Here is a 24,560-nt window from a genome sequence, read left to right as displayed (position 1 = left end):
GTTTCGGGCTACCTTTAAAAAACTTTTGGCAAAGGGGTTGACAGAGTGGGGAAAACTTGATAAGGTAATTAAGTCGAGCGAAAGAGATGCAGCGCATCAAGCTTAACATTAAGCTGAACGCAGACACAGGATTAAAAGTTTTCAAAGCTTTCCTGGTGCTTATGATGTAATGGAACCACTCCGATCCATCCCGAACTCGGTTGTTAAACGTTGCTATGGCGAAGATACTCGGCGGGTCACTGCCCGGTAAAATAGCTCAGTGCCAGGTTAATAATAAACTAAAGCTCTTTTCCCGCAACAACGGAAAAGGGCTTTAGTTTTTTGGTGAATTATTAGTTATTCGACATTTCCAGAACAGTTCGTCTTGGGCCGGCAGGATGCCTAACCCCCTACTCCCCACAAGAATGGTTGGAGATGTCTAATCCCTCTTTTGTCACTTAGGGGGTAGTATAAAGTTAAGCAACAACCAAATCCGTAACTAATCCATCACGAAAAAGAGTACGAAAATCTTTCAGATCGTAGATTAATTGGCACAATCATCGTCGCAATCCAGCAATCTCAAACACCTCTAGCCAAGGTTTGATTAAACAATAAAAAATATAGGGATCAATTATCAACCTTAAGTTATTGAGCGTACTTTTCCAATTCTGAGAATGCTCCCACCAAGGATGCTGTTGATATTTATCCTGGGCAATTAACCGAAATGGGTTCTTTAATTTATTGCTAGCAGAGTAAGTTAACTCATCTGAAAGAGAGCCATCAGATTGAGCGTGAATACTTGCCAAACGCCATCATTTGCAATACCCCAACTCTGTTCCGGTGAGCAGTTACAAAAAAAGAGGTCGCCATCGACCTCTTACCCCTCTACTAATCCAGCTTCGGATCTTAAAGTAGACCTGTATTAGCTCCGGGCTTACCGGTAGCCAGTTGCACTTTAATAATTCTGCCGCCCATTTTCATAATTCTTTGCTGTTCCCGGAACCAGTTATCGTAGGGAACCAGCTTAGTAAAATAGGTATTTTGCAATTCGCGCTGAGTGCGGATGCGGGTTTGACTTGGGACGCAAGCAGTGACCTTAAACATTCTCATGGGAAACGAACTCCTGAGTAGGTTTACAGATTATTAGATGGATTTTTTAAAGATTGAAGGCAGGGAGTTACGAGTCAAAACTAGCTCGTTAAAACTCGTCGGGCTTTCTCGACAAGCCTTTGACGGTCTAGCAATCACTCTCAACTTCCCTGACCTCTTTTCAAAGCCAAAGGTAACAAGTCTAAAGTTAAAAGAGGCAAGAAATAAATGTTATTTCTTCTTCCTTCTTCCTTCTTCCTTCTTCCTTCTTCCTGAGTCTTAGCTCAAGCCAGAGCAGATGTAGTCGAAATAGACGCCCATTTCTTTACCAGCGTCAGAACCGACCAAACCAGCGGTGACTTCTTTCATTGCTTGGATTGCTTGTACGGTAGAACCGATGGGCACGCCCAAGGAGTTGTAGGTTTCTTTCAAACCGTTGAGCACGCGCTCGTCGAGGATGGAAGGGTCGCCAGCTAGCATGGCGTAGGTGGCGTAGCGGAGGTAGTAGTCCAAGTCGCGGATGCAAGCTGCATAACGACGAGTGGTGTACATATTGCCACCGGGACGAGTTACGTCAGAGTACAACAGAGACTTAGCAACTGCTTCTTTGACGATTGTAGCTGCATTGGCGCTGATGGCGGTAGCGGCGCGGACGCGCAGTTCACCAGAAGCAAAGTAGTTCTTGAGCTTGTCTAGAGCGCTGATGTCGAGGTACTTACCTTGAACGTCAGAGGAATTGATAACGGCGGTAATTGCGTCTTGCATGGTTGTCTTGTTTCCTTGAAAGTGGCTGAGTCAGTCCAATTTTGGAGCTAGAATTTGGGATTTGGGATTTGGGATTTGAGATTTTTAAGAGGCTGGTTATTTGCAAAAGCTTTTAGCTTGTTACCAGTAACGCCCAATTCTTCAATCTAAAATCGACAATCTAAAATCGAAATTCCTTACTGCATCGCACCGATAACGTAGTCGAAATAAGAGGAAGCTTCGGAAGCATCTTCTCCAGACAGCAGCGAACTTGCTGCATTTTTCATAGCGCGAACGCCTTCGGCGACGCCTTCAATCGGGGTGCCGAGAGATTTGTACATTTCGCGGACGCCAACAATACCGATTTCTTCGATCGGAGTAATGTCGCCAGCTACGATTCCGTAGGTGATCAAACGCAGGTAGTAATCCAAGTCGCGCAAGCAAGTTGCGGTCATTTCTTCGCCGTAAGCGTTGCCGCCGGGAGAAACAACATCAGGGCGCTTTTGGAAAAGTTGGTCGCCTGCTTGCTTGACGATGCGTTCGCGGGATTCGCTCAAAATTTGGGCGATGCGGACGCGGCGTTCACCAGAGGTGACGAAGCTCTTGATCCGATCTAATTCACCTGGGCTCAAGTAGCGAGCTTCGGCGTCTGCGTTGACGATTGATTTGGTGACGATACTCATCTTGTGTGTACCCGCTGGATATTTTGCTATACGAACTGCTCTGCGCTGAGCGAGCGACGGCGGGCGCTTGCATCCCGTACCTTTCATGCTCAGGCAAGAGCTTTGACAGGGAAGCTCGGACTTTCCACAGCCAGCAACCGTTAAAGTTGTGGGCGGGAGGCGACCTTCGATGTTTGACGGCGCTGGTTCTTCACGCCGGTGCGCTTGTGAGTGCCCGCACTAAGCCTGTCGCTTAGAATACCACAAATGACTGATGCGATCTTTAATTTTTGATCGAGATTGCAGCAGGCCACTAAGTGGCGATCGAGTGACTGTCGGGCAGTTAGTAAGGATATTGCTTCTCTGACACAACTACCTCTCGCAAGTATTTTGAGGCATTATGTTCACATTCTGAGTGTTACTGTAATAGTTTGTAACATTCCTTTTCATATTTGGGTCCTCACTAGGGTGTTCAGCGTTAAAATTTCACAGATTAAAAAATCGCTATAATTTTCTCGCAGCAAGGGTTACAGGCGATAGATTATTAAGGGGGATTTGTGGCGGGCGACGGCGCAACGCTCAAAGACTTTTCCCTGAGAGGGAAGGGAGACAGGCCCAAGACAGGGGAGAGAGGTGCGCTCGTCTCACATCTTGCAGAATTCTCAATGAGTCTTGGACGGGCGGGTTCTGGGGTCTACCCCACAAGAAAACTCACTCTTGGCTTCACAGACCGGAAAGCCTGTTCTCGATAATGGTGCAAGATATCAGAGCATCGGAAATCGTGACTTTCGAGCTTGTAGCTAGATTTGACTCTCACTTTAAATCTGGTGCGCCGTGAAAAGAAATCTATCAGCCCTTAAAAAAGCTTTACAGTTTGGCATTAGCGGTGCTGTCGGCGGTTTCGCCGGCAATCTCATCACCGAACCTTTCATGCAGGGGCTCACTGGTTCGGAATCTGTTTTTGACAGTGTATTGTCCACAGCTCGATGGTTTGGGCTGGTAGGCGGTGGCATTGCTGCTGCTATCATGTTCGGCTATTATTACTATATCAAAGGCAAGCCTCAAATTAAACAGGCTTTAAAAAATGGCGGATTGTTTGGTTTAATAGCAGGAGCCATTTCTGGGGCGATCGCCGAAGGCATTTACAGCGGGATTGGCGATGGCAACAACGAATTATTGCGAGTAATTTGCTGGGGAATAGCTGGCAGTTTGTTAGGACTTGGACTTGCACAGCGGATTCCTAATTTGGGAGCGCTTCGCGGCACGGGAGGCGGCGGTGTTGGAGGAGTTTTGGGCGGCTGTTTGTTTATTCTGTTTGCTTACAATTTATCCGGTACTGCGGGCCGTTTAGCTGGCTGTGCTGCGATCGGTTTTTGGATTGGAATCATGTTGGTTGTAGCCGAAACTTTGTTCAACAAAGCTTGGCTGGTAATTAGTTACGATACCGGAGCAAATCGCACTCTCACTCTGGGTTCGGAACCTATCACTTTTGGCAGTGATGAAAATTTGTCTATTATCTGCATTCCTAATGTTTCGCCCTTGGCCATGCGGTTTCAATTGGAAGCAGGTCAAATTGTTTGCGAGAATGTGGATAGCGGAGCGGTGAGTTATTTGCGATCTGGCGACCAAAAGAAAATCGGCAACTGTACAATTACAGTAGGAAACTCTGACTTGCCAGCCCCAACACCAACAAATATTCCGCCTACCTTTATACCAGATCAGCCCGCAGTAAATTCTTTTACCAGCAGCCAATTTTCTCTGAAATTAGGCAGTCGAGTGATTCCTCTGAGTGCGGGCACTCAACTATTCACCTCTGACATACCGAGTTTAACAGCCGCAGCATCTAACGGTCTTGTAGCTATAGTCACTTCTCGATCGAGAAACGAGCTTTCGTTAGGATTGACAAATTTGTCCGATCGCGCTTGGTGGGCTACAGACATTCAAGGCGATCTAAAAATGGTAGAACCTGAAAGTACCTTAACTTTGGCGTTGGGAACTCAAATCGAATTCGGTGAATTAGACGGCGAAATTGTGTAAGTAAGTAGGTAGGTACAAACTCATCAAATAACATCATTTACAATAAGCTTTTCATGGGCGGGCAGGATGCCAACCCCACAAAAAAAATTACTCTTTGTGGGACGGGCATCTTGCCCGTTCTATTCGCTCTTATTCAAGCAGAACTGCCGCTAACTCCAGTAATGACCGCCGCACCAATCAAATGAGCTAAACGCAAAGCTTCAGGAACTTTCCCAGTGTCTGTCAAACGCTGAAGCACCAGCGAAATTACTTCGGGGTTTTCGCCACAAACTTGAAAAAAGAAAGGTTCAAAAGCGTAAATTTTACCTGCGCGGCGCAACAATTCTAAACGGTATTCCGAGTCTGGTAAATGGCGGAGGGCTTTTTCAACAGCAGCTAAATCTGGTTGGCGGCGCATGACAGCAACGCAAGGAATTTGCAGCCGCGATGCTAACTCGGGAAGGTCAATAATATTGAAGCCGCCGAAAGCAATTCCGTCTAGCAAAACGAGATGCAATTGCGGCAGAAATTTGCCTCCGAGGAGTAGCCCAGAAATAGCATCCGTGGCATCTAATCCGTCTGGGAGGACTTGTCCCCACACCATTCCTTCAAATCGAGTTCCCCCGCAGACTACGCCCGCGATCGACACCAAACTGCCGCTTGTCCGAGAAAACGGAGCGTCGTCAAAGCCAATAACCTTAATTGTGCGATCGAGTCTGAGCAAATCTGCCAGTTTCAACTTGTGGAGTTTCCTAAGCTAAAGTTTTTGACATTAATTTGACTTCTCGATATAGTATCATATACTTTAAAGACTTCATTACTAAACATATTTTAGACAATTGGCAAAAAAATACGTAGCAGCGATCGACCAAGGAACCACCAGCACCCGGTTTATCATATTCGATCGCCAGGGACAGATAATTTGCAGCAACCAACAAGAACACCAGCAAATCTATCCGCAACCAGGATGGGTTGAACACAATCCCGAGGAAATTTGGCAGCGCACCCAAAGCGTGATTAAAAATGCCCTCGAAATCGGCAATATCGACCCGAAAGATATTGCTGCACTCGGTATAGCCAACCAGCGAGAAACTGCAATTGTTTGGAACAAAAATACTGGTAATCATTACGGCAATGCGATTGTTTGGCAAGATACCCGCACTCACAAAATTTGCGAAAACTTAGCTGAAGTTGAGGGCAAAGATCGATTTCAAAAACGATGCGGTTTGCCGCTGGCAACTTATTTCAGCGGGCCGAAAATTAAGTGGATGCTGGACAATATTTCAGGATTGCGGGAAGCTGCAGATCGAGGGGATGCGATTTTTGGCAATGTCGATACTTTTCTGATTTGGCACCTGACTGGCGGCGCGCACATTACCGATGTTACCAACGCCAGCCGCACGATGCTGATGGATTTGCAAACCCTCGATTGGGATGCCGAAACTTTGGAAATAATGGCAATTCCCCGCCAAATGCTGCCAGAAATTCGCCCTTCGAGTCAAGTTTTTGGAACTGCAAAAGGATTGCTGGCAGGTGTTCCGATTGCTGCTGCTTTGGGCGATCAGCAAGCAGCCCTCGTCGGGCAAACTTGTTTCAGTCCCGGGGAGGCGAAAAATACTTACGGTACGGGCTGTTTTATGCTGCTGAATACCGGTGAGGCGATCGTCCGTTCAAAAAACGGGTTGCTGACAACAGTCGCCTACAAGATGGGAGAATCGCCCGCTGTGTATGCTTTGGAAGGCAGTATTGCGATCGCCGGAGCTTTAGTGCAGTGGCTGCGGGACAATTTGGGCCTCATCAACACATCTGCGGAAGTAGAAACATTAGCAAATACAGTCGAAGATAGCGGCGGAGTTTACGTTGTCCCGGCATTTTCTGGACTCTACGCGCCCTATTGGAAAGACAGCGCCCGGGGAGTAATTGCAGGTTTAACTCGCTACGCGACTAAGGCACACATTGCCCGCGCAGTATTGGAAGCGACAGCGTGGCAAACGCGAGAAATATTGGACGCTATGAATCAGGATTCAGCAGTGCAGCTTTTGTCTTTAAAAGTAGACGGAGGAATGGTGGGAAATCACACGCTGATGCAGTTTCAAAGCGATGTTTTGGGAGTGCCTGTGGTGCGGCCTGTGGTAGCAGAAACTACTGCACTCGGCGCGGCTTATGCGGCCGGTTTGGCGGTTGGTTTTTGGAGTCAGCTAGCCGAATTGCGGGACAATTGGGCGGTGGATTTTACTTGGGAACCGAAAATGCCGATCGCACTTCGCGAGCAAAAATATCGCTTTTGGAAAAAAGCAGTTTCCCGCACATTCGATTGGGAAGAATGAATCGCTGAATTAACCCAAAATGCGTATTTAGTGATATCATTAAATTCGGCACTATTTTTCAACTTGCAAATAGATGATTTCGCTAAATAAATTTAAAAAATTTCTCAGCGCTTTTGTATTAATACTGACACTGGCCTTTGTGGAAATCGCCACTAATTCCCAAATCGCCCTCGCAGATACAGCTACAAATCCCGCAACCGCAGCCGAAGTCTTCAGCGCCAACTGTGCAGGTTGTCACATCAACGGCAGCAACATTATCAGGCGCGGCAAAAACTTGAAACAAAAAGCATTAAAAAAATACGGCATGGATTCCATCGCCAACATTTCCAACTTAGTAACCCACGGCAAAGGTATTATGCCCGCTTACAAAGATCGTTTGTCGGAACAACAAATTATCGATGTTTCAGCTTACGTGCTATCCCAAGCCGAAACCGATTGGAAATAAAGCAGACTATGTACATTGTAAGACCAGGTTTAGCGCTTAACTTCACGAAATCAAGACTAGGTATAATGTAGGGGCAGGTTTAGCGCGTAACTTGGTCATCGACGAATAATATTTATACAAAACCTGCCTGCTTCTATTGTTCATTCCTTAATAATCTCAAGAGAAACCTGTTTTTTTGCTAAAAAGTGTAACTTATCGGAGGTATTGCAAGTTGAAAAAACATTATTGTTGGCGTAGAACTTTAACTGTCATTAGCTTGTGCTTGTATCTAATCTTAGCGGTTAGCCCGCCCGCTGTTGCCTCAATTCACAAATATCCCGAAACTGCCGAGACAGTAATGTTCCGATCCGTACAAAGCCTGCGCGATACTGATGACAAAGCGTGGCAAGTTGTTTTGTACAAGCGAGTAAAGTCGGGAGTAGTAAAGTCGTTAAATCTGAGATTAGTAGGATTTCCAGGAATAGAAATGCAGCACCCTGTTCCGCTGAAAGTTGCGGCGGGAAAGCGGGAAATTGGCAAGGCTAATGATATTTGGAGCGAGTCGGATTTGCCAATTAATGTCGGAGAATACGATTTTAAATCAATATTTACACAAGTGGAAAGTAATCGACCTTTGCGGTTGAATTTGCCCGTGAAAAATCAAAAAGAAACAGAATTGCTGGTTCCTCCTTTTGCTGTGAGAGAATGGCGGCTGTTGTTAGATAGAAACTAAATACACCAATTTAAGCGCACTCTACATTTTAAATCTCTACAATTGCCAATGTCACAAATCGCTATGTTTAAATATGCCTTAAGATAGATGTAAGGTATTTGAAGGATAATGTTGTCTGACATAAACTCAAGATACCAATTTAATCGCACTCTACATTTAAAATCGCTACAGTTTCATCGATGTATCAAAAATAACTTTATTTACATAGACCTTAAGGTAGATTTAACCTATTTGAAGGGTAATTATGAAACAAACTAAAAGCTGAGTTAGTCGTTTGACAAAACTTCAGTGTTTTAACGTACGTGTATTCAGGGTGAAGCTACTATGACTTTAATCAGTAAAATTGTCCGCAAAGCTTTGGCAACAGGTTACTTAACGGTTGAGGCCGAAGAACAGTTGCGACAGCAGTTGCAGATGACTAAGTACGGTTTAGAAGATTTTGAGGCTTTTATTAATTTGCAAAAAGAGGTGATGGAAGGTCGCGTGAAACAGCAAGCTTTGGAATTGTTGCGATCGCGCAAATGTTCTGCGACGGCTTGAACCCAGTTCGATCGCCCTGTTGAAGATAATTAAGGGCGATCGTTGGCAGTCAGGACTTTACTCCTTATTGATGAGGACTCTTCGTGCTCGCTACAAACCACATGGTAAACCACAGGGTCGATCGTACTTTGGGATAGCATCAGTATCGGCTACTTATTCAATGCTGTTCTTGGTTGTTAATTGATGGGCGCCGGTGGATCGGGAGTATTTACGTTATTAGGGTTTTTAGCTGCTAAAAGTTTCTCCAACTCTCTAATTCTGGTCTGCATTGCTTCTACTTCCGTTTCAGAATAGCGAATCGGAATATGCTGCGGACAGTTCCAATCCCAGCCATCAATTTCAAATACGATCGCTCTTTCGACAGTTGCATCATAGTCTGTATCCCGAACTCGGGCAAGTATTACTGGATCGTCTTCCACAACGCGGGCGCGACCGAGAATCTTGAGGCGCCGGCGATGACGGTAATCCATTAGGAACAAAAATGCTTTATCATTTTCAGCAAGATTTCCCACAGAGATATATTGCACATTGCCACGAAAATCCGCAAATCCCAAAGTTCTCGGATCGAGAATCTTTAAAAATCCTGCTTTCCCGCCGCGAAACTGAATGTAGGGATAGCCATTAGAACTCACAGTGCCTAGATAAAATCCTTCCATACTGGAAATAAATTGCTCTAGATCGGGATTGATGGAATTATTATCTGCACCTTTAGCCACAAAGCGTTCATAGTTCTCGCGGGAACCCATTTTTTCTTGCATGGCTTTCACTGCGGGAGTAAAAGCGATCTTACCAAATTGACGAGGCATAAAATCTAACTCCTTGTCTACTTATTTAACTCGGCGATGTTCAAAATGCCTAGATTCCCAACATGGGAATATAACCAGAGAGTTGCTTCACCCGATCGATCCAATTCAAAACATTGGGATAAGCATCGAGTTCAATCTTGCCATCTCTCGCTAAAGCGATATAGGGATAGATGGCCGCATCTGCGATCGTGGGATGCTCAAACTCTAGCCAAGTGCGCGGACTCTTCGGCCCACCCCACAATAAAATTCACTCTTTGTGGAACAGGCCGGAAAGCCTGTTCATAAAAATGATACGCCAAGCCTGGAAAAATGTTTCTACTGCATTCCTAGCTGTCGCCTTAACGCTTCTGGAACATCAACGGCTGTATCCAAACCTCGAACATTCTCCCAGTTTGTATTTTCGTTCCATTTGACATCGCCAAAAGTGCGATCGGTGAGGCTTGCGCCGTTGAGGTGTGCGCCGCTGAGGTTTGCGCCCCTGAGGTCTCCGCCCATGAGGTTTGCGCCCATGAGGTTTGCGCCACTGAGGTCTGCGCCGCTGAGGTTTGCGCCACTGAGGTCTGCGCCGCTGAGGTCTGCGCCGCTGAGGTTTGCGCCGCTGAGGTCTACGTTCCAGAGGTCTGCGCGGCTGAAATTTGCGCCGCTGAGGTTTGCGTCCCAGAGGAATGCGCGGCTGAGGTCTGCGCCGATCAGATATGCGCCGATCAGATATGCGTCGCTGAGGTCTGCGCCGCTGAGGTATGCACTGTTGAGGTTTGCGCCGCTGAGGTCTGCGCCGCTGAGGTATGCACTGTTGAGGTTTGCGCCGCTGAGGTTTGCGCCGCTGAGGTTTGCACTGTTGAGGTATGCCCTGCTGAGGTATGCGCTGTGGAGGTGTGCGCCACTGAGGTCTGCGTCAATGAGGTCTGCGTCGCTGAGTTCTGCGCCGTTGAGGTTTGCGCCACTGAGTTTTGCGCCGCCGAGGTCTGCGCCACAGAGTTCTGCGCCACCAAGGTTTGCGCCGCTGAGGTGTGCGCCACTGAGGAATCTCCCAACTGTGTGGAGAAAGCCAAAATGCTCAACACAACGGCTATAACCGATGAGACGCAACAACCGAATTGCATCGTCAAGTTCACCTTCAGCATTAGGTTTCCCACAAGGATAAAACATTATTTTGTCTTTAAATTCAGGTGTCTCCTGACCGTAACGGTGCAACTCCAACAGCAAAATCATCACATTCAAACCAGCATAAACATCTATTTGTCGCTGTCCCAAATCTTGGGTTTTCAATTGATCTCGCAGTAGGCCCATCTTCTTTTGAGGCAAATTTTCCGGCGGCGCATCAATAAATTTACCGTCGCACCACCGCAGATAAAAATCTTCCAGACGCTTGAATAACTTCACAGGGCGAAACAGACTTTCCTTCCCTGCAACAGCCGGAGTTGTTAACAACCCCATCAAATATTCCACAATTTCTTCTGTCAGCGGCCCATAACCCAACAAATCATAAATCTCCCAGTCCATATCAGAGTCTTGAGTATTAAATTCTATACCTTTGTTTCCCGGTTTCGTCCACTCTTGCAGACTTTTTTTCAATCGTTCCGCACACAGAAATTCACCAAAACTCTTGTGTACAAACTCCACAGAACCTTCTTGACTGCCTTTCTGAAGATAAAAAACCGCCCAAGCATTACTCAGAGGATCATCGTTGTCTTCACTCCGTTTTCGTGCTTTTTCAAGTAATGCTTTAGCCGAGTTATCTGCTTTCAATCGTTTCTCAATCATCGCTACAGTCGCGCATTCCCCTCCCGACTGCACCACGCACAACGCTGCTTCTGTAAGGATGCGCCGCAAATCCTCTGTTTCCAATGCTGTCAAATCGCGATTGAGCTTTTCAGACCGCTGTTCAGTGAGTACCCAATTCAGAGTTTTGTTGTAAATCAAAATTTTTGCTTGAGTGCTGTTAGTTCCTTGAAAATCCTCAACTTTCAAGATTTTGTCCCGGTGCATCGCCGCTAACAGATAAAGCAAGAGCGGCTCTCGCGACAGTTCTGATTTTACATTCTTTGGACAGCATTCATCTTGCAAAAACTGCTGAAAAGCTGAGGTTTTTTCCGCCCCAAATTGGGCTTCCCACTTGCTCAACCACTGTTGCTGTAGTCCATCATCCATTATCTGAACTTCGACTCGATCCAAGTTATCTGGCATTTGCCTTTCAATTCCTTGCAAAGCTAAAGTTCTGCCAGTAATCAAAACCCGGTGTCTCATTTCTGAAGTCTTATCGCAGTCCTCCTGAAATTGCCCTACTTCCTGGAGAAATTGCTCTAAACCCCCGCTACTTCTCGCCTTCATCCGCAACTCATCAAAGCCATCCAAGAAAAACAAATATCGCGTGTTTCCATCCATCAACCAGCGGTCATCGCTAGCAAAACCCGCAGGAACTGCATATTTTAGCGTCTCTCGAAAATTATTTTGCAATTTAAGAATATCTCGCAGTCGAATTAACACGGGCGTCCAAACAGGATGCAAATGTTGCCCCACCCAGTCAGCAAACATCCGACAAAAAATGCTTTTACCGCGTCCGGGCCCTGCTTCGACAAACATCACCTGATTTTGTTTTTTTTCATCTGCAAGCAAGTCTTTTGCCCAAGTTTCTAAATAGAAAGGTTCTTCATCTTCAATAAGCTTGCCCTTTTGATCGAGTCGCTGTGCCTTCAGAGGCACGTAGATATCTTTAAACGTAAATTTTTCACCTTTAAATACTTTTTCTTCGGGTTTGGGGGCTATTTGCTCTTTTAAGTAAGCGTCGATATTGTCGTATTTATCGAGATCTTTTGGCCAGCGATCGCGATAACGTTCTGCCAGCACTTTTAAGTCATCTTTTGCTTCAGCTAGTGCCTGACTGATGTAGCGAGGTGTGCTCCAAGCTACTCGCTCTGTCAAAGTCTGAGCTTCGCCTTCAGTTAATCCTACTCGCTGTAAGTAAGTTAATAATAAATGATTGAATTTTTCAGCCAATTTAGATCCGGGAAAACCGCTCATCGTTTTCCTGGCTTCTTGTTCATCTAAGGAAGATTCGGCAAGTTCTTCGATTTGTTGTTTAAACTCTTCTGATACAACAGAGTTGAGATTAATTCGAGTTAGGACATCGCTGGCGTTTAGACATTTATCGAAAGATGTACAATAAGCTAGAACCGCAGCTAACTGCACGTAATCAGAGAACGAGCGCTCTTGCTGAGGCTTATTTTTAAAACGCTTGTGCCACCGCACAGCAATTTGCACGAGCCCAATCCCAGCGGCAACAACTGGAATAGCAGGATTGATAGCCGCACCCGTCACTCCTACTACAGCAACAGCACCAGAAATCGCCACATTTATACTATCAACACTATCTACCACAACATCGTGCTGTCCTCGTAACAATTGCCGAGGGTCAGTAGTCAAAGTTTTCCAGAATTTGTTCAGCCAAGTTTCGGAATTTTCCTGAGTCATTCTTTTACCTGCCCTATTTCAGAAGAGAGAATTTGAGAAAATCTACATTTAACTCTGTAAGCATTCCGCAGTTCGTCGCCACAAATCAGTTCTCAAACTAACAATTAGAAAAGATTAAGTGCCTTTTACCTTGACAAAACTACAACAATCCGCAATAATAGTAGATTGTCTGTCTAAATCCGGCTCGGATCAGGTTAAGACATTCCAAAAGCTGGAGAGCAGTCAGCAGTCAAAAGTCCACAACGACCAATGACCAATGACTCATCAGCTACCTGTACGGCAATCTCAACAACCATCCCATGACTTACGCAATCATTGAAACCGGCGGCAAACAATTTCGGGTAGAACCAGGCCGCTTCTACGACATCGAACTGCTTCACGTCGAAGCTGAATCCAAAGTCACCATAGACAAAGTATTTCTGATCCAGCACGAAGGCGAGGTTCATATCGGCCAGCCTCTACTAGAAAATGCCAGTGTAGAAGGAACGGTTCTGCGGCATTTCCGGGGCCGCAAAGTCCTCGTCTACAAGATGAAGCCGAAAAAGAAAACTCGGAAGAAAAAAGGGCACCGTCAAGAAACAACTCGCTTTATGATTGACTCGATTAGCGTCAACGGTACAGTCTTAGCCGCCAGAGACTTAACTGAAGCAGTTGTTGAAACTCCCCAAACCGCCGAAACTGATTCAGAATAAAACATAGTAAATACAGTTGAGGATATTATGGCCCACAAGAAAGGTACAGGCAGTACACGTAACGGACGCGATTCTAATTCTCAGCGTCTGGGTGTCAAAAAGTACGGCGGTCAAGTTGTCAAAGCTGGCAACATTTTGATCCGCCAACGCGGCACTAAAGTTCACCCCGGTAATAATGTTGGTATCGGCAGAGATGATACTCTGTTTGCCATGATTGACGGTGTGGTGACTTTTGAAAGAAAAGGCAAAACTCGCAAGAAAGTCAGCATTTATCCTGTTGTAGCAGCACCTGTGGCTGAGCCTGCGGCTGAAGCTGTCGCCGTTTAATTCCTTGTTCCTAGGTTCGGCCGATTTCTAACAACTTAACGTAAAACCGATAGTCCGACAGGGGTTGAAACCCCTGCCTCAAAGCTAAAGTCCTCTGAAGAGGACTGAAGAACTCATTAGTCCTCTTGAGAGGACTTTAGCTATTAGCCAGGGAATTCATTCCCTGGCGGACTAGAGGCTTAATTTGTCACCAATTTGTGGCTAGCCTCCTCCGACAATTGTGACAACTTCTAAGATGTCGCCCTCTTTGATGTGTGTAGCTTCCCAAAATTGTTTGTGCAGAATTTCCCCGTTGTACTCCACAGCCACCAAGCGCGGGTTTAATCCCAATTGTTTTAGTAATTCTGGTAACGGTGTGTCGATCGCACAATTGCGGGTTTCTCCGTTAACTTGCAGCGCAATTTGATTTATCATAAGTAAAATATCAGTTTTCAGGGCGGGTTTGGTAACAAAATTATATTTTATGCACAGATTTCCTGTGCTAAACCCGCCCTACAAATCCCCAATCAACCTAGCTTTTTCCGTGCAAAGCTTTCTGAGCTTTCAGATTCTCCATCCGAATCAACTGCGAGATGAAAAACTGCGTGACTAAAGTAGGCTGTTCTGCTTCCATAATCGCGCGTACTGCGGCAACCCTTTGAGCTCCGGCATTCAATACTTCATCGAGGTTGTTGATATCAATTCCGCCGATCGCAAACCACGGAATCGGCGACTTATCAGCAGCATACCGCACATAGTCCAAACCTGCCGCCTGTTTATCAGGTTTAGTAGGAGTGTGGTAAACCGGCCCAACTCCAATATAGTCGGCTCCCTCTTCAATAGCTCGCTGCATTTCCTCGCCATTCGTAGTAGAACGACCGATGATCCGTCCCGGGCCGAGCAACTTGCGCGCTTCCGCCACAGGCCAATCTCCCTGGCCTAAGTGTACGCCGTCGGCATCCGCTGCGATCGCCAAATCCACGCGATCGTTCACAATCAGCAAAGCATCGTAGCGGTGACAAAGTTCGCAAAGCTGGCGCGCGTTGGCCAGCTTTGCGCCGTCGTCTGAGCTTTTGTCGCGGTACTGCACCAAAGTCAGTCCGCCTTGCAAAGCAGCTTCCACGACTCCCAACAAGTTGTCTCTCGGCGAAGTTACAAGGTATAACTGCGATCGAATTAACTGCTGGTAGCGCCGGTAAGCCAGCAAATTGCTTTCGAGAGTATAAACCCGATAGCGCATCTGCTTAAAAGCCGCCCCCATATTCCGATCGTAAATTTTGCCATACTCTTCGAGTACCCGCAGAGCTTCTTCCACCCGACAGAAATTCGCCTCAAGTAGCTGCTGAATGCTCGAACGTTGCTCTTCCTGCGGGTGAGTCAACTCCGTACCCGGATCTGCCGGCGTATCCCTAGCACTGCGAAGTTCTGCGACGTGCCAAGCAGCCAATTCTTGACGCAGTTGCTTGCACTCGCCAGCCAAATCGGCGTTGTTGAGACCAAACCTGCACCATTCTTCAATAATTCTCAACCCTTCGCGCGATCGATCTAAATTTGCATCTAAGATCCGGCAGAGTGCTGGCTGTGCCGGTAAAGTTCTGTTTTGTTTGTCGGTCATTCAGAACCACCCTAATTATAATTAATCCTACCAGTCAAACCGCTATATTCTCCCACGCCGTCATTCGATTTTAGATTTTAGATTTTGGATTTTAGATTGACCCCACGGATAAATTCGGGGGCTTGAGGATTTTAGATTTGAGATGCTTTCGATTGATTCCACGGATAAATCACGTGGCGGGTACCATCAAGAAATTCTTGGTCAAGATCGTAGCAAAGCGATCGGCCTAATTTTTACCTCAACCGATTTAATTTAGACAAATTTTTAAGTTTTATTGAATTTGAGAAAAACGAAGCATAATAGATCAAACTTGATGAGAGTGAAATCGTTAAGCTGCATACCACACTTGGGAGGAGAGCCGTGAGGTTAGCAGAACAACACAAAAGATTAAGGGAGAACAACCCAAACAGGCGGGCGTATTTAAACTTCGATCGCGAAAACCCGACACGAAACACCGGAGGCGAAACTCGACTCACAGATAAGTTGCGTTTTTTTATGCTGATTTACTCACAACAGACCTGGTGCAAAGAAAATCGATCGCAAAAACCTTGTTTGAGTTCTTGCCTTTTGCTCGTTTTTGCCAGCACCGCCCTTTGCAACCATCAACCGTCAGTTATAGCTGCCGGGATACCGGGAGTGCAGCTACTTTCTCAGACGCTGCAGAGCGACATCAACATACTCTACGTCAGCTCGACCGGGGGCAGCGACACGGGGGGCAACGGCAGCGATCGATCACCGTTCAAAACCCTTACCTACGCCTTAAGCGTGGCCCCGCCCAAAACAGCGATTTTGCTAGCGCCCGGTACTTACAGCGCTCAATCCGGCGAAAAATTTCCATTAATGCTCAGGTCCAGCGTGACAGTTCAGGGAAATCCCAACACTCGGGGTCAGAATATTGTCATCAAAGGCGGAGGATACTTTATCAGTCCGACTTCGGCGGGTCAAAATATCGCGATTTTAGCCGCAGACGGGGCGGGACTCAGCGGGGTGACGGTGACGAATACCAACTCTCGCGGTTACGCTTTGTGGATCGAATCGAGTTCTCCGACGGTTGTCAACAATACTTTTTCTGGCAGCACTCACGACGGAATTTCGGTAGTGGGTACTTCCAGGCCGACGATTGGCGGGAATGTTTTCTCGAAAAATGGAGCTAACGGCATCACGATTTTTGGCAGTTCCCAGCCGGAAGTTCGAGATAATGTGTTTGAAAACACGGGATTTGGGGTGAATGTAGCGCAGAACGCTTCGCCTCTGCTGATCGGCAACAAAATTACTCGCAATAAGGACGGCGTGGTAGTGCAAGCTGATGCTAGACCGGTGCTGCGCAACAATTATATCGAGAGTAACCGGCGGGACGGAATTGTGGCGATCGCGAGAGCTCTGCCGGATTTGGGAACTGCGACCGAACCGGGGGGGAATGTCATTCGCAACAACGGTCAGTACGATGTCAACAATGCGGCCAAAGGTCAAGTAATCCCAGCTTACGGCAATCAATTGTCGAGCAACCGGACGACGGGATCGGTTGATGTGGCGGGAACTTTTAGTCCTCCTGCGCCAATTGGGGGAAGTGCTTTTGAGCTAAGGGTCGATCGACCTCCCAGCATCGGCGGCCCAGAAACTTCTCTCCCTGCTTACACTCCCGGGCGGCTAAGTCCTAGAGTAGAAATAGCGCCAATTTCTCCACCTGCGCCAGTTTCCAGGCGACCGGTGCAAAATCGACCCGCACCGCGAAGCGCCCAGTTGCGGCAAGAGCTTTCTCCGAGGAATGCCGCTGCTTCACCGGTAGTCCCAGGGGCGATCGCAATTCCCGTGCCCGAGCCTAATTCTCGATCTGTTTCGGAAATTTCGGTACAGCAATCAATTATTCCTCCCAATTTTGATAGTTCGACTGCGGTTTCTTCCGAAGGTAGATTGCCTGTTCCGGGCCGCAACATTCCTCTAGGAAGGGGCGGTTATGTACCTGCTGCTTTAGGGGGAAATTCTTTGCCCGATTCCGACAATTCGCCGTCATTCGATCTACCGTCTGCTTTGGGTTTGCGGTATCGAGTTGTGGTGGATACCAACAGTTCGGGCGATCTACAAAAAATGAAATCTCTCGTTCCCGGTGCTTTTCGCTCTTTTTCCAGCGGGCGATCGGTGATGCAAGCCGGTGCTTTTCGGGAACGCGAAAAAGCTGAGGAATTGCTACAAATGCTCAGCGCTAACGGTTTGAATGCTCGAATTGAGGACATTAAATGAAATGGTCATTAGTCATTAGTTATTAGTTGACTGTTGACTGTTGACTGTTGACTGTTAACAGTCAAAAACTACTGATATCGTTTCCGGTTGCACCGGAATTATATAGAGGAAACGGCAGTGCCGTTTGCCTACTGCGATTAATTGTAGGGAAACGGCAATGCCGTTTCCAGGCTGTGGGTAATATTAATTCCGATGCTACGGATTTGATATGACTACTTCAAAATTACAAAATTTTAGGGCCTAGCATATCGGATGCCAGACCCTAAAACATTTGTAAATTAAGTTGATTCAAGTGGGTTTTTAGCTCTGCTGAGTTTCAGCAAACTACAACTAAGGTGGACTTTTTTGCAACTACTCTGCGGGCCATTTAGCTACTAGCGGAGTCTATTCAGACTTCTGTGTTTGACTGTTGTGCGATCGCAACTTTTGATTTATGCAATAGCCTCAAGCTATTTAACAAATCCCGATCACAATATCAACCTTTCTTTGCTAATAAGCTACACAGTTCAGGCGTTGCCTGCGAACTAGAGCCGAGCGGGACAAATACTCTAATTCCAAATTTTTTATCCAAGTTTTTGTGCTTCTTGGTTTTGCCCCTCATGTTTTTAAGTTAACACCAACTGCGCGCATGAAAACACTTTGTTTACCAAACTTGACACTTTTTGACGTGCAGAAATACTTCCAAAAGCGATTATTAACAATTTGTACGATCGCCAGATCGCGCAACGTGCATAGCCGGCACTTTTGGCTTGCTGTCAACGCAGCAGAGCTTCCCAAGTTGCGCGGCCGACAATGCCATCGGCGGGTAATTGATATTGTCGCTGAGCCGCCTTGACAGCAGCTTGAGTTGCCGGGCCGAACACGCCGTCAGCACTCACGCGCAAAAATCCCTTGGCCCGCAGCCGCTCTTGCAAATCTCTGACTGCCGGCCCCCGCATTCGTCTTCTCAAAACTGGAAAATTGGTTGGCTGCGCTTCGGGACTAATCTCTGAGTTGTCGGCAGTTACAGGATCGTTGGCTATGGGGTTTTCGACGATCGCGCTCGGAGCAGCAGGAAACAGCCTGTTCCAAGTATCTTGACCGACTATTGCGTCTGGAGCTATGCCTGCTGCTTCTTGGAACTCAGATACAGCTCTAGCCGTGCTTTGCGAGAAAACCCCGTCTACAGTGTCAGCGTAAAAGCCCAACAATTTAAGAGCAGCTTGGAGTTCGATCACTTCCGATCCGCGGCTGCCCAATTTGATTGCGGGGCGGACGATCGCACCTGTTTGAGCGATCGGGCTGTTGCTGTTACTCTGTTCCGAGGTAGGTAGCTGTGCTGCAACAGGAGTAGAGGCGATCGATCCCATTAGCAATAAACCGCACAAACTCCAGCCTCCGAGCCAACTCGGAACCTCGCGGGCGTCATTCCAGCTTGCTGTCAAGTTTTGGGACATTGGGAATTCGACCTCTGCAAAACTGGTAGCGATCGTACATCAAATCTGGAAAAAAGTGGGAAGTTCGGCATTGGGAATTGGGCATGGGGCATTAATTGTTTCCCAGGAAGAGCCTCGGAACCAGTTAACTCAAAACTCACAACTTTTCCCCCCTTCCCTTTCCTAAAAAAAATTTATGCCTCTCAAATAGCTGCAATTGGCAAAAAAACTGCTAGATTGCCCTACAGAAAACATTGAATCGCGTTCCTTGGGCCCCAGCAACACCATGTCCGAATCCAGCAGCAATCCCACCAGAACCGCCCGCCAAATAGACATCGGCAACGTCAACATCGGGAACTTCCAAGTCGGCAGCATCAGCGGCACCAAATACAACGACCTTAACGCCAACGGTAGCCCCGATCCCGGAGAAGTCCCAATTCCCAACTGGCAAATCTACCTCGACCTCAACAACAACAGCCAGCCAGAGTTTAACGAACCTTCCACCCTCACAAACCCGCAAGGCAACTACATCTTCGCCAACCTGCCGCCGGGAACTTACCAAGTTAGGGAAGTCCAGCAGCCGAACTTTCGCCAAACTACCCCAAATCCCGCACCCATCACGATTACCAGCGGGACAAACGCTGGCAATATCAATTTTGGCAACAACTTCAACGCAGGGACGATCGCAGGCACAAAATTCAACGACATCAATAACAACAGCAGCCGAGATCTCGGGGAACAAGGGCTAGCTAACTGGCAAATTTACCTCGACCTCAACCGCAACAACAGGCTCGATGGCGTCGAACCTGTTACTTTGACAAACGTTGAGGGCAATTACGCTTTTGTCAATATTCCCGCAGATACATATTTGGTGAGAGAAGTCCAGCAACCGGGTTTTCGCCAAACCACGCCTGACCCCGGCCCGGTTAATGTTACTTCCAACGCCACTGTCAACAACATCAATTTTGGCAATGTCTTTTTTGTCGGCAGCATCAGCGGCTTCAAGTTCAACGACCTCAATGCCAACAGCGTCCGAGATGCGACAGACCCGCCTCTGACCAACTGGCCAATTTACCTCGACCTCAACGCCAACAGCAGCTTTGATCCGGGCGAACCCAACACCATCACAAACCCGCAAGGCAACTACACTTTTGCGAATGTTTCCCCGGGCCGGTATTTGGTGAGGGAAGTCCAGCAACCGGGATGGGTACAGACTACGCCAAATCCAGGCCCGATCGACATTACCGGCAATACCAACGCTGTCGGCGTCAATTTCGGCAACAATTTTCCCACCGGCAGCATCAGCGGCTTCAAGTTCAACGACCTCAACGCTAACGGTATCAACGAACCGACGGAACCGAGAGTTGCCAACTGGCCGATTTACCTGGACCTCAACAACAACGGCGCCCCAGATCCCAACGAACCTTCGACTTTAACAAACCCGCAAGGTAATTTCTCTTTTATCAATTTGTCTCAAGGCACCTATTTGGTGAGGGAACTCCCGCAACCCGGTTTTCGACAAACGACGCCAAATCCGACTCCGATCGCCGTGGGCAACGGCACAAATGCCACTAATCTCAGCTTTGGCAACGTGTTGGTAACGGGCACGATCAGCGGTGTGAAATTTAACGATTTTAACGCTAACGGCCGCCTAGATCCCGGGGAACCGCCGATCGCCAACACTCAAATTTACATCGACCTCAACAACAACAGCAGTTTAGATCCGGGTGAAGCGAGTACCTTAAGCGACGTTCAAGGCAATTACAGTTTCCGCAATGTTCCGGTAGGTAGTTATGTTGTCCGCGAAGTTCCGCCGCCCGGTTTCATTCTAACGACCCCGCCTGCGGTGGTTGTTGTCTCGGCAGAGATTCGGGCCAGCAGCATTGATTTGGTGACGGGAGATTTGCTGACGGGAGATACTGAGGATAGGTCGGCTAAATCATTGAATGGCGGCCCGCGGACGGATGCCAGCAACTACGCGGGCGAACCTGCCGGCAATATTGGGGCGGATAGCTTGCTTTCGAGCCAGGGTCGTGATATTTATCGAATTAGTGATTTTTGGAGTGATGGATCTTTTGCGAATTTAGGCAATATTCCTAACTTTGAGCAACAGAATGTCGGTCTAAATCTGAATGCAGAAATCAACCAAATTGTCAAGGGAAATGAATTAATTAATTCGGCGATCGCTCAATCGGTTGTGCCGATGGGTGTGAGAGATTTCCCGGTGATGTAGGGTGACACAAAGCTCGATCGCCCGGAATCCCAAACCGCAGATAAAAATAACGAAGAGGTTAAAGGGCGATCGCGTGATACCCTATTGTTGGCAACCTCCAACACTCAAGCCTAAGTTCCGGCAACTCCGAAACTGGCTTGTATATTGGGTGCAATATTCAGAGGCAGTAGCATCTCTGTGAGTGAGAAACTATCAGGCAATTCCCCCAAACCCGATCGGCGTATTTCCAGGCAAAGCAAGTCATATCAAGTCCGGTAGCTCGATCGGTGCTGTTTCGCTGTACTTGGCAATCCCAGACAATGCGATCGCCAAGCACAGCGAACCAGGACAAACAAGAACGATGCCGCCGGACTCGATATCAGGGGGGAGAAGTCAGTCTTAGGCTTTTTAAAGCTCGAAACAGCAAGTATGTACGGACAGAGAAGGCGTGCAAATCTTGAAGATGTTGCCCTCAAATTGCCAGGGTTCTTCAAAACCTGATATACTTGCCAGCGACAAAGCTTGAGGCACTGTTGTGGAAGATGGGAACATTACCTCAAGTGCAGACGTATGTAAAATCGAGTAGCGGTTGTCAGCTATTAGTAAAAACTACTCAGCAACTTACAACCCATACAGTAGTCTGTAATTTACGTGGATTTAGGTGTGAAGGAGAGAAATCATGACTTCAAATAACGAAGAGCAAGAGCTCAGAGCCCAGCAATTACAGCCAGTTGTGGTTGGGAATGCTGGCCCGGCAATTTTAGGAATCAAGTTCTTTGACCAGAACCGGGATGGCATCAGACAGCCAACTGAAATAGGTCTGGCGAATGTCCCCATCCTCCTCGAATCAGCAACAAGCACCAACGGTGTATTTGATGCTGGTACTGGCGAAGTCTCAACCACGACGGACGCTAACGGATCGTTCTCATTCATAAATCTTGTCCCGGGCAATTACGTACTCACGGAAACCGTAATACCTGGTAATTTGACCCCTACTACTCCCAACCCCCTCGCTGTCACCGTTGGCAACAGAAATGTCAACGTTTTCTTTGGCAACGGCCCAGTAGAACCACTTCTAGGCAGCCGGATCGTTGGATGCAAATATTTAGACATAGATGCCGACGGCTTCCGAGATGGAAATGAACCGGGCATTAAAAATGTCAGGATTTATATTGATTCAAACGGCAACGGTCAACGCGATGCAGGGGAACTGAACACCTTAACAGACAAAAATGGTGCATGGTCGTTCAACGTAGCACCCGGAACCTACAAGATTCGGGAAGAACGGATCGCACGACAAATTAATTCTGTTACCGGACTAGAAGTTAACGATCCGAGCGCAGAACCCTTAGAAACACAAGATTTTCCCCAAAGCACACCCCCCGGCAACGTTCCGGTACTGGACGTGACGGTAGCAGCAGGTCAAACCTTTGCCTGCGCTCAAGTTGGCGACACTCCGCTCTATCAAATTGAAGTTAACAAGTTTCGAGACATAGACCGCAGCGGCACGCGAAATGTTGTTAATGGAGTCTTGGAACCCGCCATTGCCAGAGTACCGTTTATTTTAGATGTGAACGCGAACGGTCGCTGGGATGGAGCCGGCTCCGAACCGATAGCCATCACAGATGCGAACGGAGTAGTTACCTTCAAGGATTTGCGAGCTGGCGATTACAGAGTGTTGGAAATTTTTCCAGGTGTACTGCCTGCAGAAGTAGGTGGCGGTGCCCCAGGAAACCTCAATGCTCCAGTAGCAACAACTCCAAACCCCACTCTGGTTTCCGCACCAGGGCCTCAGGCGCGATTCCAGGGTACGATCAGCAGAGAGCAACCGCTGCTAGTAGCAGACTCAACCTACACGCTGAAGCCAAACGACCCTAGATTCGTAGACACCAACCGCGACGGCGTTCAACAAGCAGGTGAAAGATCGATCGCCACCACTGGTGAGCGGCCGATTTTTGCAGCGCCAGTTACAACTTTACCAGCCCCCAACCCCCAACCATCACTTACCTTTTCTCCAGTTGGAGCTACTCAGGGTATTGGCAGTAATGCCGGTGTCGGCAACACTCTACCAATCATCAATGTCTTCAAATACAACGACTTGAATGCCAACGGTCGCTTTGAACCAACTCAGGGTGAATTGCCAATTAACGGTGTCACAGTATTCCTCGACACCAACAATGATGGCACTCCCAACACTGGAGAACAGCAACTCACGACAAATGAGCAGGGAAGAGCTGCCTTTACCAACTTGACACCGGGCAACTATGTCGTCCGAGAAGTTGTACCGCCGAATTTCTCGGCTTCTACAGCAGATCGCGTCGATGTTACCCTGAGCACTCAGGACGCCAACGTTACCTTTGCCAACACACCCAGCAGCAACATCACCGGGTGTAAGTTTGAGGACTTCAACCTGAACGGTTATCGAGATGGCAATGAACCAGCAATAGCTGGTGTCACCATTTTTATCGATAGTAATAGTGACGGTCAGTTGCAAGCAAATGAAGCCACTACTACTACCAATGAGTTTGGTGTCTTTGCATTCAACAATTTGCGCCCCGGCACTTACAGCATTCGAGAAGTAACGCCTCCTGGTTACTTCCAAACGACTCAACCAGTAGATGTTGTTCTCGGTGCAAATCAAACCTTTACTTGCGCTTTGGTCGGTAACTCTCGCCGCTATGACCTCTTGGTTCCTAAATTCCGAGATGACAACCGCAACGGTGTAAGAGACGGAAACGAACCGCCCCTTGCCGATGTCCCCTTCACTGTGGATTTTAACGGCAACGGTCGCTATGATGCTGCAACAGAACCGCTGGTGAGAACTGATGCTAATGGGATTGCTCGGTTTAATAATTTGTCTCCAGCCACCTACTCGGTTTTGGAAGTCTTCGATACTCCGGGCGTTCCCAACAATTTCCCGATCCGAACTGGGCCCAACCCGGTTAGCTTTGACGTACCTGGTCCTAATACTACGCCTACTGTAGTCGTACCGACACCAACAGCGACAACCGATCCGGTGACTGGCGGCACGGGTGTGGTAACTGGTTCTAGCATCCCCGATCCTCTGAATAACCCCGGCCGTTCAGCGGCGGCTTTGGTACAGGCCAGCAGCGCCGATAGCTTGCTCGCTCCTGAGAGTGCAGGTGTTAGCAGCTTTGTTGACTTCAACGAATTGAAAGACTCGACGAGTTCGCTGATTGAATTGTTTTTAGCAGAGCAGGGTCTCCCTCAATTACTGTTAGCTGCTCCTACTCAGAATGCTTCGACTTCCTTGTTTTAATGTTAGGTTGG

The 24,560-nt window shown here is 47.6% G+C and carries 21 protein-coding genes and 1 rRNA gene; 12 read left to right on the top strand and 10 right to left on the bottom strand.

Annotated elements, in window-relative coordinates; translation table 11 throughout:
• Nucleotides 1–151 precede the first annotated feature (151 nt).
• Nucleotides 152–268: ribosomal RNA gene (gene rrf / locus QUA20_RS01250) — 5S ribosomal RNA — on the top strand.
• A 617-nt stretch (nucleotides 269–885) separates the two neighbouring features.
• Here rrf and QUA20_RS01245 read toward each other — a convergent pair.
• The 3 genes from QUA20_RS01245 to apcA form a co-directional block, all read right to left on the bottom strand.
• Nucleotides 886–1,089, bottom strand: coding sequence for a phycobilisome linker polypeptide (locus QUA20_RS01245; protein WP_006634929.1), 204 nt, complete (start codon nucleotides 1,087–1,089; stop codon nucleotides 886–888).
• A gap of 258 nt (nucleotides 1,090–1,347) precedes the next feature.
• Nucleotides 1,348–1,833, bottom strand: a complete 486-nt coding sequence (gene apcB, locus QUA20_RS01240) for an allophycocyanin subunit beta (RefSeq protein WP_006634930.1) — start codon at nucleotides 1,831–1,833, stop codon at nucleotides 1,348–1,350.
• A gap of 176 nt (nucleotides 1,834–2,009) precedes the next feature.
• A complete protein-coding gene (apcA, locus tag QUA20_RS01235; protein WP_172190156.1) occupies nucleotides 2,010–2,495 on the bottom strand; it encodes an allophycocyanin subunit alpha in 486 nt (161 codons plus the stop codon).
• A gap of 813 nt (nucleotides 2,496–3,308) precedes the next feature.
• On the opposite strand from apcA, the gene QUA20_RS01230 reads away from it, so the two are divergent.
• Complete coding sequence (locus QUA20_RS01230; protein WP_333184566.1) at nucleotides 3,309–4,511, top strand: hypothetical protein; 1,203 nt, start codon at nucleotides 3,309–3,311, stop codon at nucleotides 4,509–4,511.
• A gap of 133 nt (nucleotides 4,512–4,644) precedes the next feature.
• On the opposite strand, the gene QUA20_RS01225 is transcribed toward QUA20_RS01230, so the two are convergent.
• Nucleotides 4,645–5,229, bottom strand: a complete 585-nt coding sequence (locus QUA20_RS01225; protein WP_333184563.1) for an endonuclease dU — start codon at nucleotides 5,227–5,229, stop codon at nucleotides 4,645–4,647.
• Between the two features lie 100 nt (nucleotides 5,230–5,329).
• On the opposite strand from QUA20_RS01225, the gene glpK reads away from it, so the two are divergent.
• The 4 genes from glpK (at nucleotide 5,330) to QUA20_RS01205 (ending at nucleotide 8,514) form a co-directional block, all read left to right on the top strand.
• On the top strand, nucleotides 5,330–6,817 hold the full coding sequence (gene glpK / locus QUA20_RS01220) for a glycerol kinase GlpK (protein ID WP_333184560.1): 1,488 nt from the start codon (nucleotides 5,330–5,332) through the stop codon (nucleotides 6,815–6,817).
• A 73-nt stretch (nucleotides 6,818–6,890) separates the two neighbouring features.
• Nucleotides 6,891–7,262, top strand: coding sequence for a c-type cytochrome (locus QUA20_RS01215; protein ID WP_333184558.1), 372 nt, complete (start codon nucleotides 6,891–6,893; stop codon nucleotides 7,260–7,262).
• Between the two features lie 211 nt (nucleotides 7,263–7,473).
• On the top strand, nucleotides 7,474–7,974 hold the full coding sequence (locus tag QUA20_RS01210; protein ID WP_333184557.1) for a DUF3122 domain-containing protein: 501 nt from the start codon (nucleotides 7,474–7,476) through the stop codon (nucleotides 7,972–7,974).
• Between the two features lie 324 nt (nucleotides 7,975–8,298).
• On the top strand, nucleotides 8,299–8,514 hold the full coding sequence (locus QUA20_RS01205) for a hypothetical protein (RefSeq protein ID WP_015176895.1): 216 nt from the start codon (nucleotides 8,299–8,301) through the stop codon (nucleotides 8,512–8,514).
• A gap of 176 nt (nucleotides 8,515–8,690) precedes the next feature.
• On the opposite strand, the gene QUA20_RS01200 is transcribed toward QUA20_RS01205, so the two are convergent.
• The 3 genes from QUA20_RS01200 to QUA20_RS01190 all read right to left on the bottom strand — a co-directional run bounded on the left by QUA20_RS01200 (nucleotide 8,691) and on the right by QUA20_RS01190 (nucleotide 12,791).
• A complete protein-coding gene (locus QUA20_RS01200; RefSeq protein WP_333031957.1) occupies nucleotides 8,691–9,320 on the bottom strand; it encodes a pyridoxamine 5'-phosphate oxidase family protein in 630 nt (209 codons plus the stop codon).
• A 49-nt stretch (nucleotides 9,321–9,369) separates the two neighbouring features.
• A complete protein-coding gene (locus tag QUA20_RS01195) occupies nucleotides 9,370–9,561 on the bottom strand; it encodes a glutathione S-transferase C-terminal domain-containing protein (RefSeq protein WP_333184554.1) in 192 nt (63 codons plus the stop codon).
• Between the two features lie 74 nt (nucleotides 9,562–9,635).
• Entirely contained in the window at nucleotides 9,636–12,791 is a 3,156-nt protein-coding gene (locus QUA20_RS01190; protein ID WP_333184551.1) for a pentapeptide repeat-containing protein, read from the bottom strand.
• Between the two features lie 299 nt (nucleotides 12,792–13,090).
• On the opposite strand from QUA20_RS01190, the gene rplU reads away from it, so the two are divergent.
• On the top strand, nucleotides 13,091–13,483 hold the full coding sequence (gene rplU / locus QUA20_RS01185; RefSeq protein ID WP_333031963.1) for a 50S ribosomal protein L21: 393 nt from the start codon (nucleotides 13,091–13,093) through the stop codon (nucleotides 13,481–13,483).
• 27 nt (nucleotides 13,484–13,510) lie between these two features.
• Nucleotides 13,511–13,810: a 50S ribosomal protein L27 gene (rpmA, locus tag QUA20_RS01180; RefSeq protein WP_172190165.1), complete on the top strand. Its 300-nt coding sequence runs from the start codon at nucleotides 13,511–13,513 to the stop codon at nucleotides 13,808–13,810.
• Between the two features lie 201 nt (nucleotides 13,811–14,011).
• On the opposite strand, the gene thiS is transcribed toward rpmA, so the two are convergent.
• Together thiS and QUA20_RS01170 are read right to left on the bottom strand one after the other, a co-directional pair.
• Nucleotides 14,012–14,224: a sulfur carrier protein ThiS gene (gene thiS, locus QUA20_RS01175; protein ID WP_333184549.1), complete on the bottom strand. Its 213-nt coding sequence runs from the start codon at nucleotides 14,222–14,224 to the stop codon at nucleotides 14,012–14,014.
• Between the two features lie 97 nt (nucleotides 14,225–14,321).
• Nucleotides 14,322–15,404, bottom strand: a complete 1,083-nt coding sequence (locus QUA20_RS01170) for a thiamine phosphate synthase (protein WP_333184547.1) — start codon at nucleotides 15,402–15,404, stop codon at nucleotides 14,322–14,324.
• Nucleotides 15,405–15,764: 360 nt separating this feature from the next.
• Here QUA20_RS01170 and QUA20_RS01165 point away from each other — a divergent pair, with 360 nt between their 5' ends.
• Nucleotides 15,765–17,642 carry a DUF1565 domain-containing protein gene (locus tag QUA20_RS01165; protein ID WP_333184545.1) on the top strand — a complete coding sequence of 626 codons (1,878 nt, stop codon included), beginning with the start codon at nucleotides 15,765–15,767 and terminating at the stop codon, nucleotides 17,640–17,642.
• 755 nt (nucleotides 17,643–18,397) lie between these two features.
• On the opposite strand, the gene QUA20_RS01160 is transcribed toward QUA20_RS01165, so the two are convergent.
• Nucleotides 18,398–19,078, bottom strand: a complete 681-nt coding sequence (locus QUA20_RS01160; protein WP_333184543.1) for a peptidoglycan-binding protein — start codon at nucleotides 19,076–19,078, stop codon at nucleotides 18,398–18,400.
• A 196-nt stretch (nucleotides 19,079–19,274) separates the two neighbouring features.
• Here QUA20_RS01160 and QUA20_RS01155 point away from each other — a divergent pair, with 196 nt between their 5' ends.
• From QUA20_RS01155 to QUA20_RS01145, 3 genes are all read left to right on the top strand, one after another.
• Nucleotides 19,275–21,290 carry an SdrD B-like domain-containing protein gene (locus QUA20_RS01155; protein ID WP_333184541.1) on the top strand — a complete coding sequence of 672 codons (2,016 nt, stop codon included), beginning with the start codon at nucleotides 19,275–19,277 and terminating at the stop codon, nucleotides 21,288–21,290.
• A gap of 181 nt (nucleotides 21,291–21,471) precedes the next feature.
• Nucleotides 21,472–21,672, top strand: a complete 201-nt coding sequence (locus tag QUA20_RS01150; protein WP_333184540.1) for a hypothetical protein — start codon at nucleotides 21,472–21,474, stop codon at nucleotides 21,670–21,672.
• Nucleotides 21,673–21,948: 276 nt separating this feature from the next.
• The gene (locus tag QUA20_RS01145; RefSeq protein WP_333184538.1) at nucleotides 21,949–24,549 is read left to right on the top strand and encodes an SdrD B-like domain-containing protein; all 2,601 of its coding nucleotides are present in this window, start codon (nucleotides 21,949–21,951) and stop codon (nucleotides 24,547–24,549) included.
• Nucleotides 24,550–24,560 lie beyond the last annotated feature (11 nt).

The sequence above is a fragment of the Microcoleus sp. Pol7_A1 genome (assembly GCF_036701085.1).
In the GTDB taxonomy this organism is placed as follows: domain Bacteria; phylum Cyanobacteriota; class Cyanobacteriia; order Cyanobacteriales; family Microcoleaceae; genus Microcoleus; species Microcoleus asticus.
The sequence above is the reverse complement of the archived record's forward strand: the minus strand, read 5'-3'. Positions and strand labels throughout refer to the sequence as shown.

Bases quoted from the DNA above. Each gene is read 5' to 3' on its own strand.
- QUA20_RS01245 (WP_006634929.1), bottom strand. From the start codon at position 1,089: ATGAGAATGTTTAAGGTCACTGCTTGCGTCCCAAGTCAAACCCGCATC.
- apcB (WP_006634930.1), bottom strand. From the start codon at position 1,833: ATGCAAGACGCAATTACCGCCGTTATCAATTCCTCTGACGTTCAAGGT.
- apcA (WP_172190156.1), bottom strand. From the start codon at position 2,495: ATGAGTATCGTCACCAAATCAATCGTCAACGCAGACGCCGAAGCTCGC.
- QUA20_RS01215 (WP_333184558.1), top strand. From the start codon at position 6,891: ATGATTTCGCTAAATAAATTTAAAAAATTTCTCAGCGCTTTTGTATTA.
- QUA20_RS01205 (WP_015176895.1), top strand. From the start codon at position 8,299: ATGACTTTAATCAGTAAAATTGTCCGCAAAGCTTTGGCAACAGGTTAC.
- QUA20_RS01200 (WP_333031957.1), bottom strand. From the start codon at position 9,320: ATGCCTCGTCAATTTGGTAAGATCGCTTTTACTCCCGCAGTGAAAGCC.
- QUA20_RS01190 (WP_333184551.1), bottom strand. From the start codon at position 12,791: ATGACTCAGGAAAATTCCGAAACTTGGCTGAACAAATTCTGGAAAACT.
- rplU (WP_333031963.1), top strand. From the start codon at position 13,091: ATGACTTACGCAATCATTGAAACCGGCGGCAAACAATTTCGGGTAGAA.
- rpmA (WP_172190165.1), top strand. From the start codon at position 13,511: ATGGCCCACAAGAAAGGTACAGGCAGTACACGTAACGGACGCGATTCT.
- thiS (WP_333184549.1), bottom strand. From the start codon at position 14,224: ATGATAAATCAAATTGCGCTGCAAGTTAACGGAGAAACCCGCAATTGT.
- QUA20_RS01170 (WP_333184547.1), bottom strand. From the start codon at position 15,404: ATGACCGACAAACAAAACAGAACTTTACCGGCACAGCCAGCACTCTGC.
- QUA20_RS01160 (WP_333184543.1), bottom strand. From the start codon at position 19,078: ATGTCCCAAAACTTGACAGCAAGCTGGAATGACGCCCGCGAGGTTCCG.
- QUA20_RS01145 (WP_333184538.1), top strand. From the start codon at position 21,949: ATGACTTCAAATAACGAAGAGCAAGAGCTCAGAGCCCAGCAATTACAG.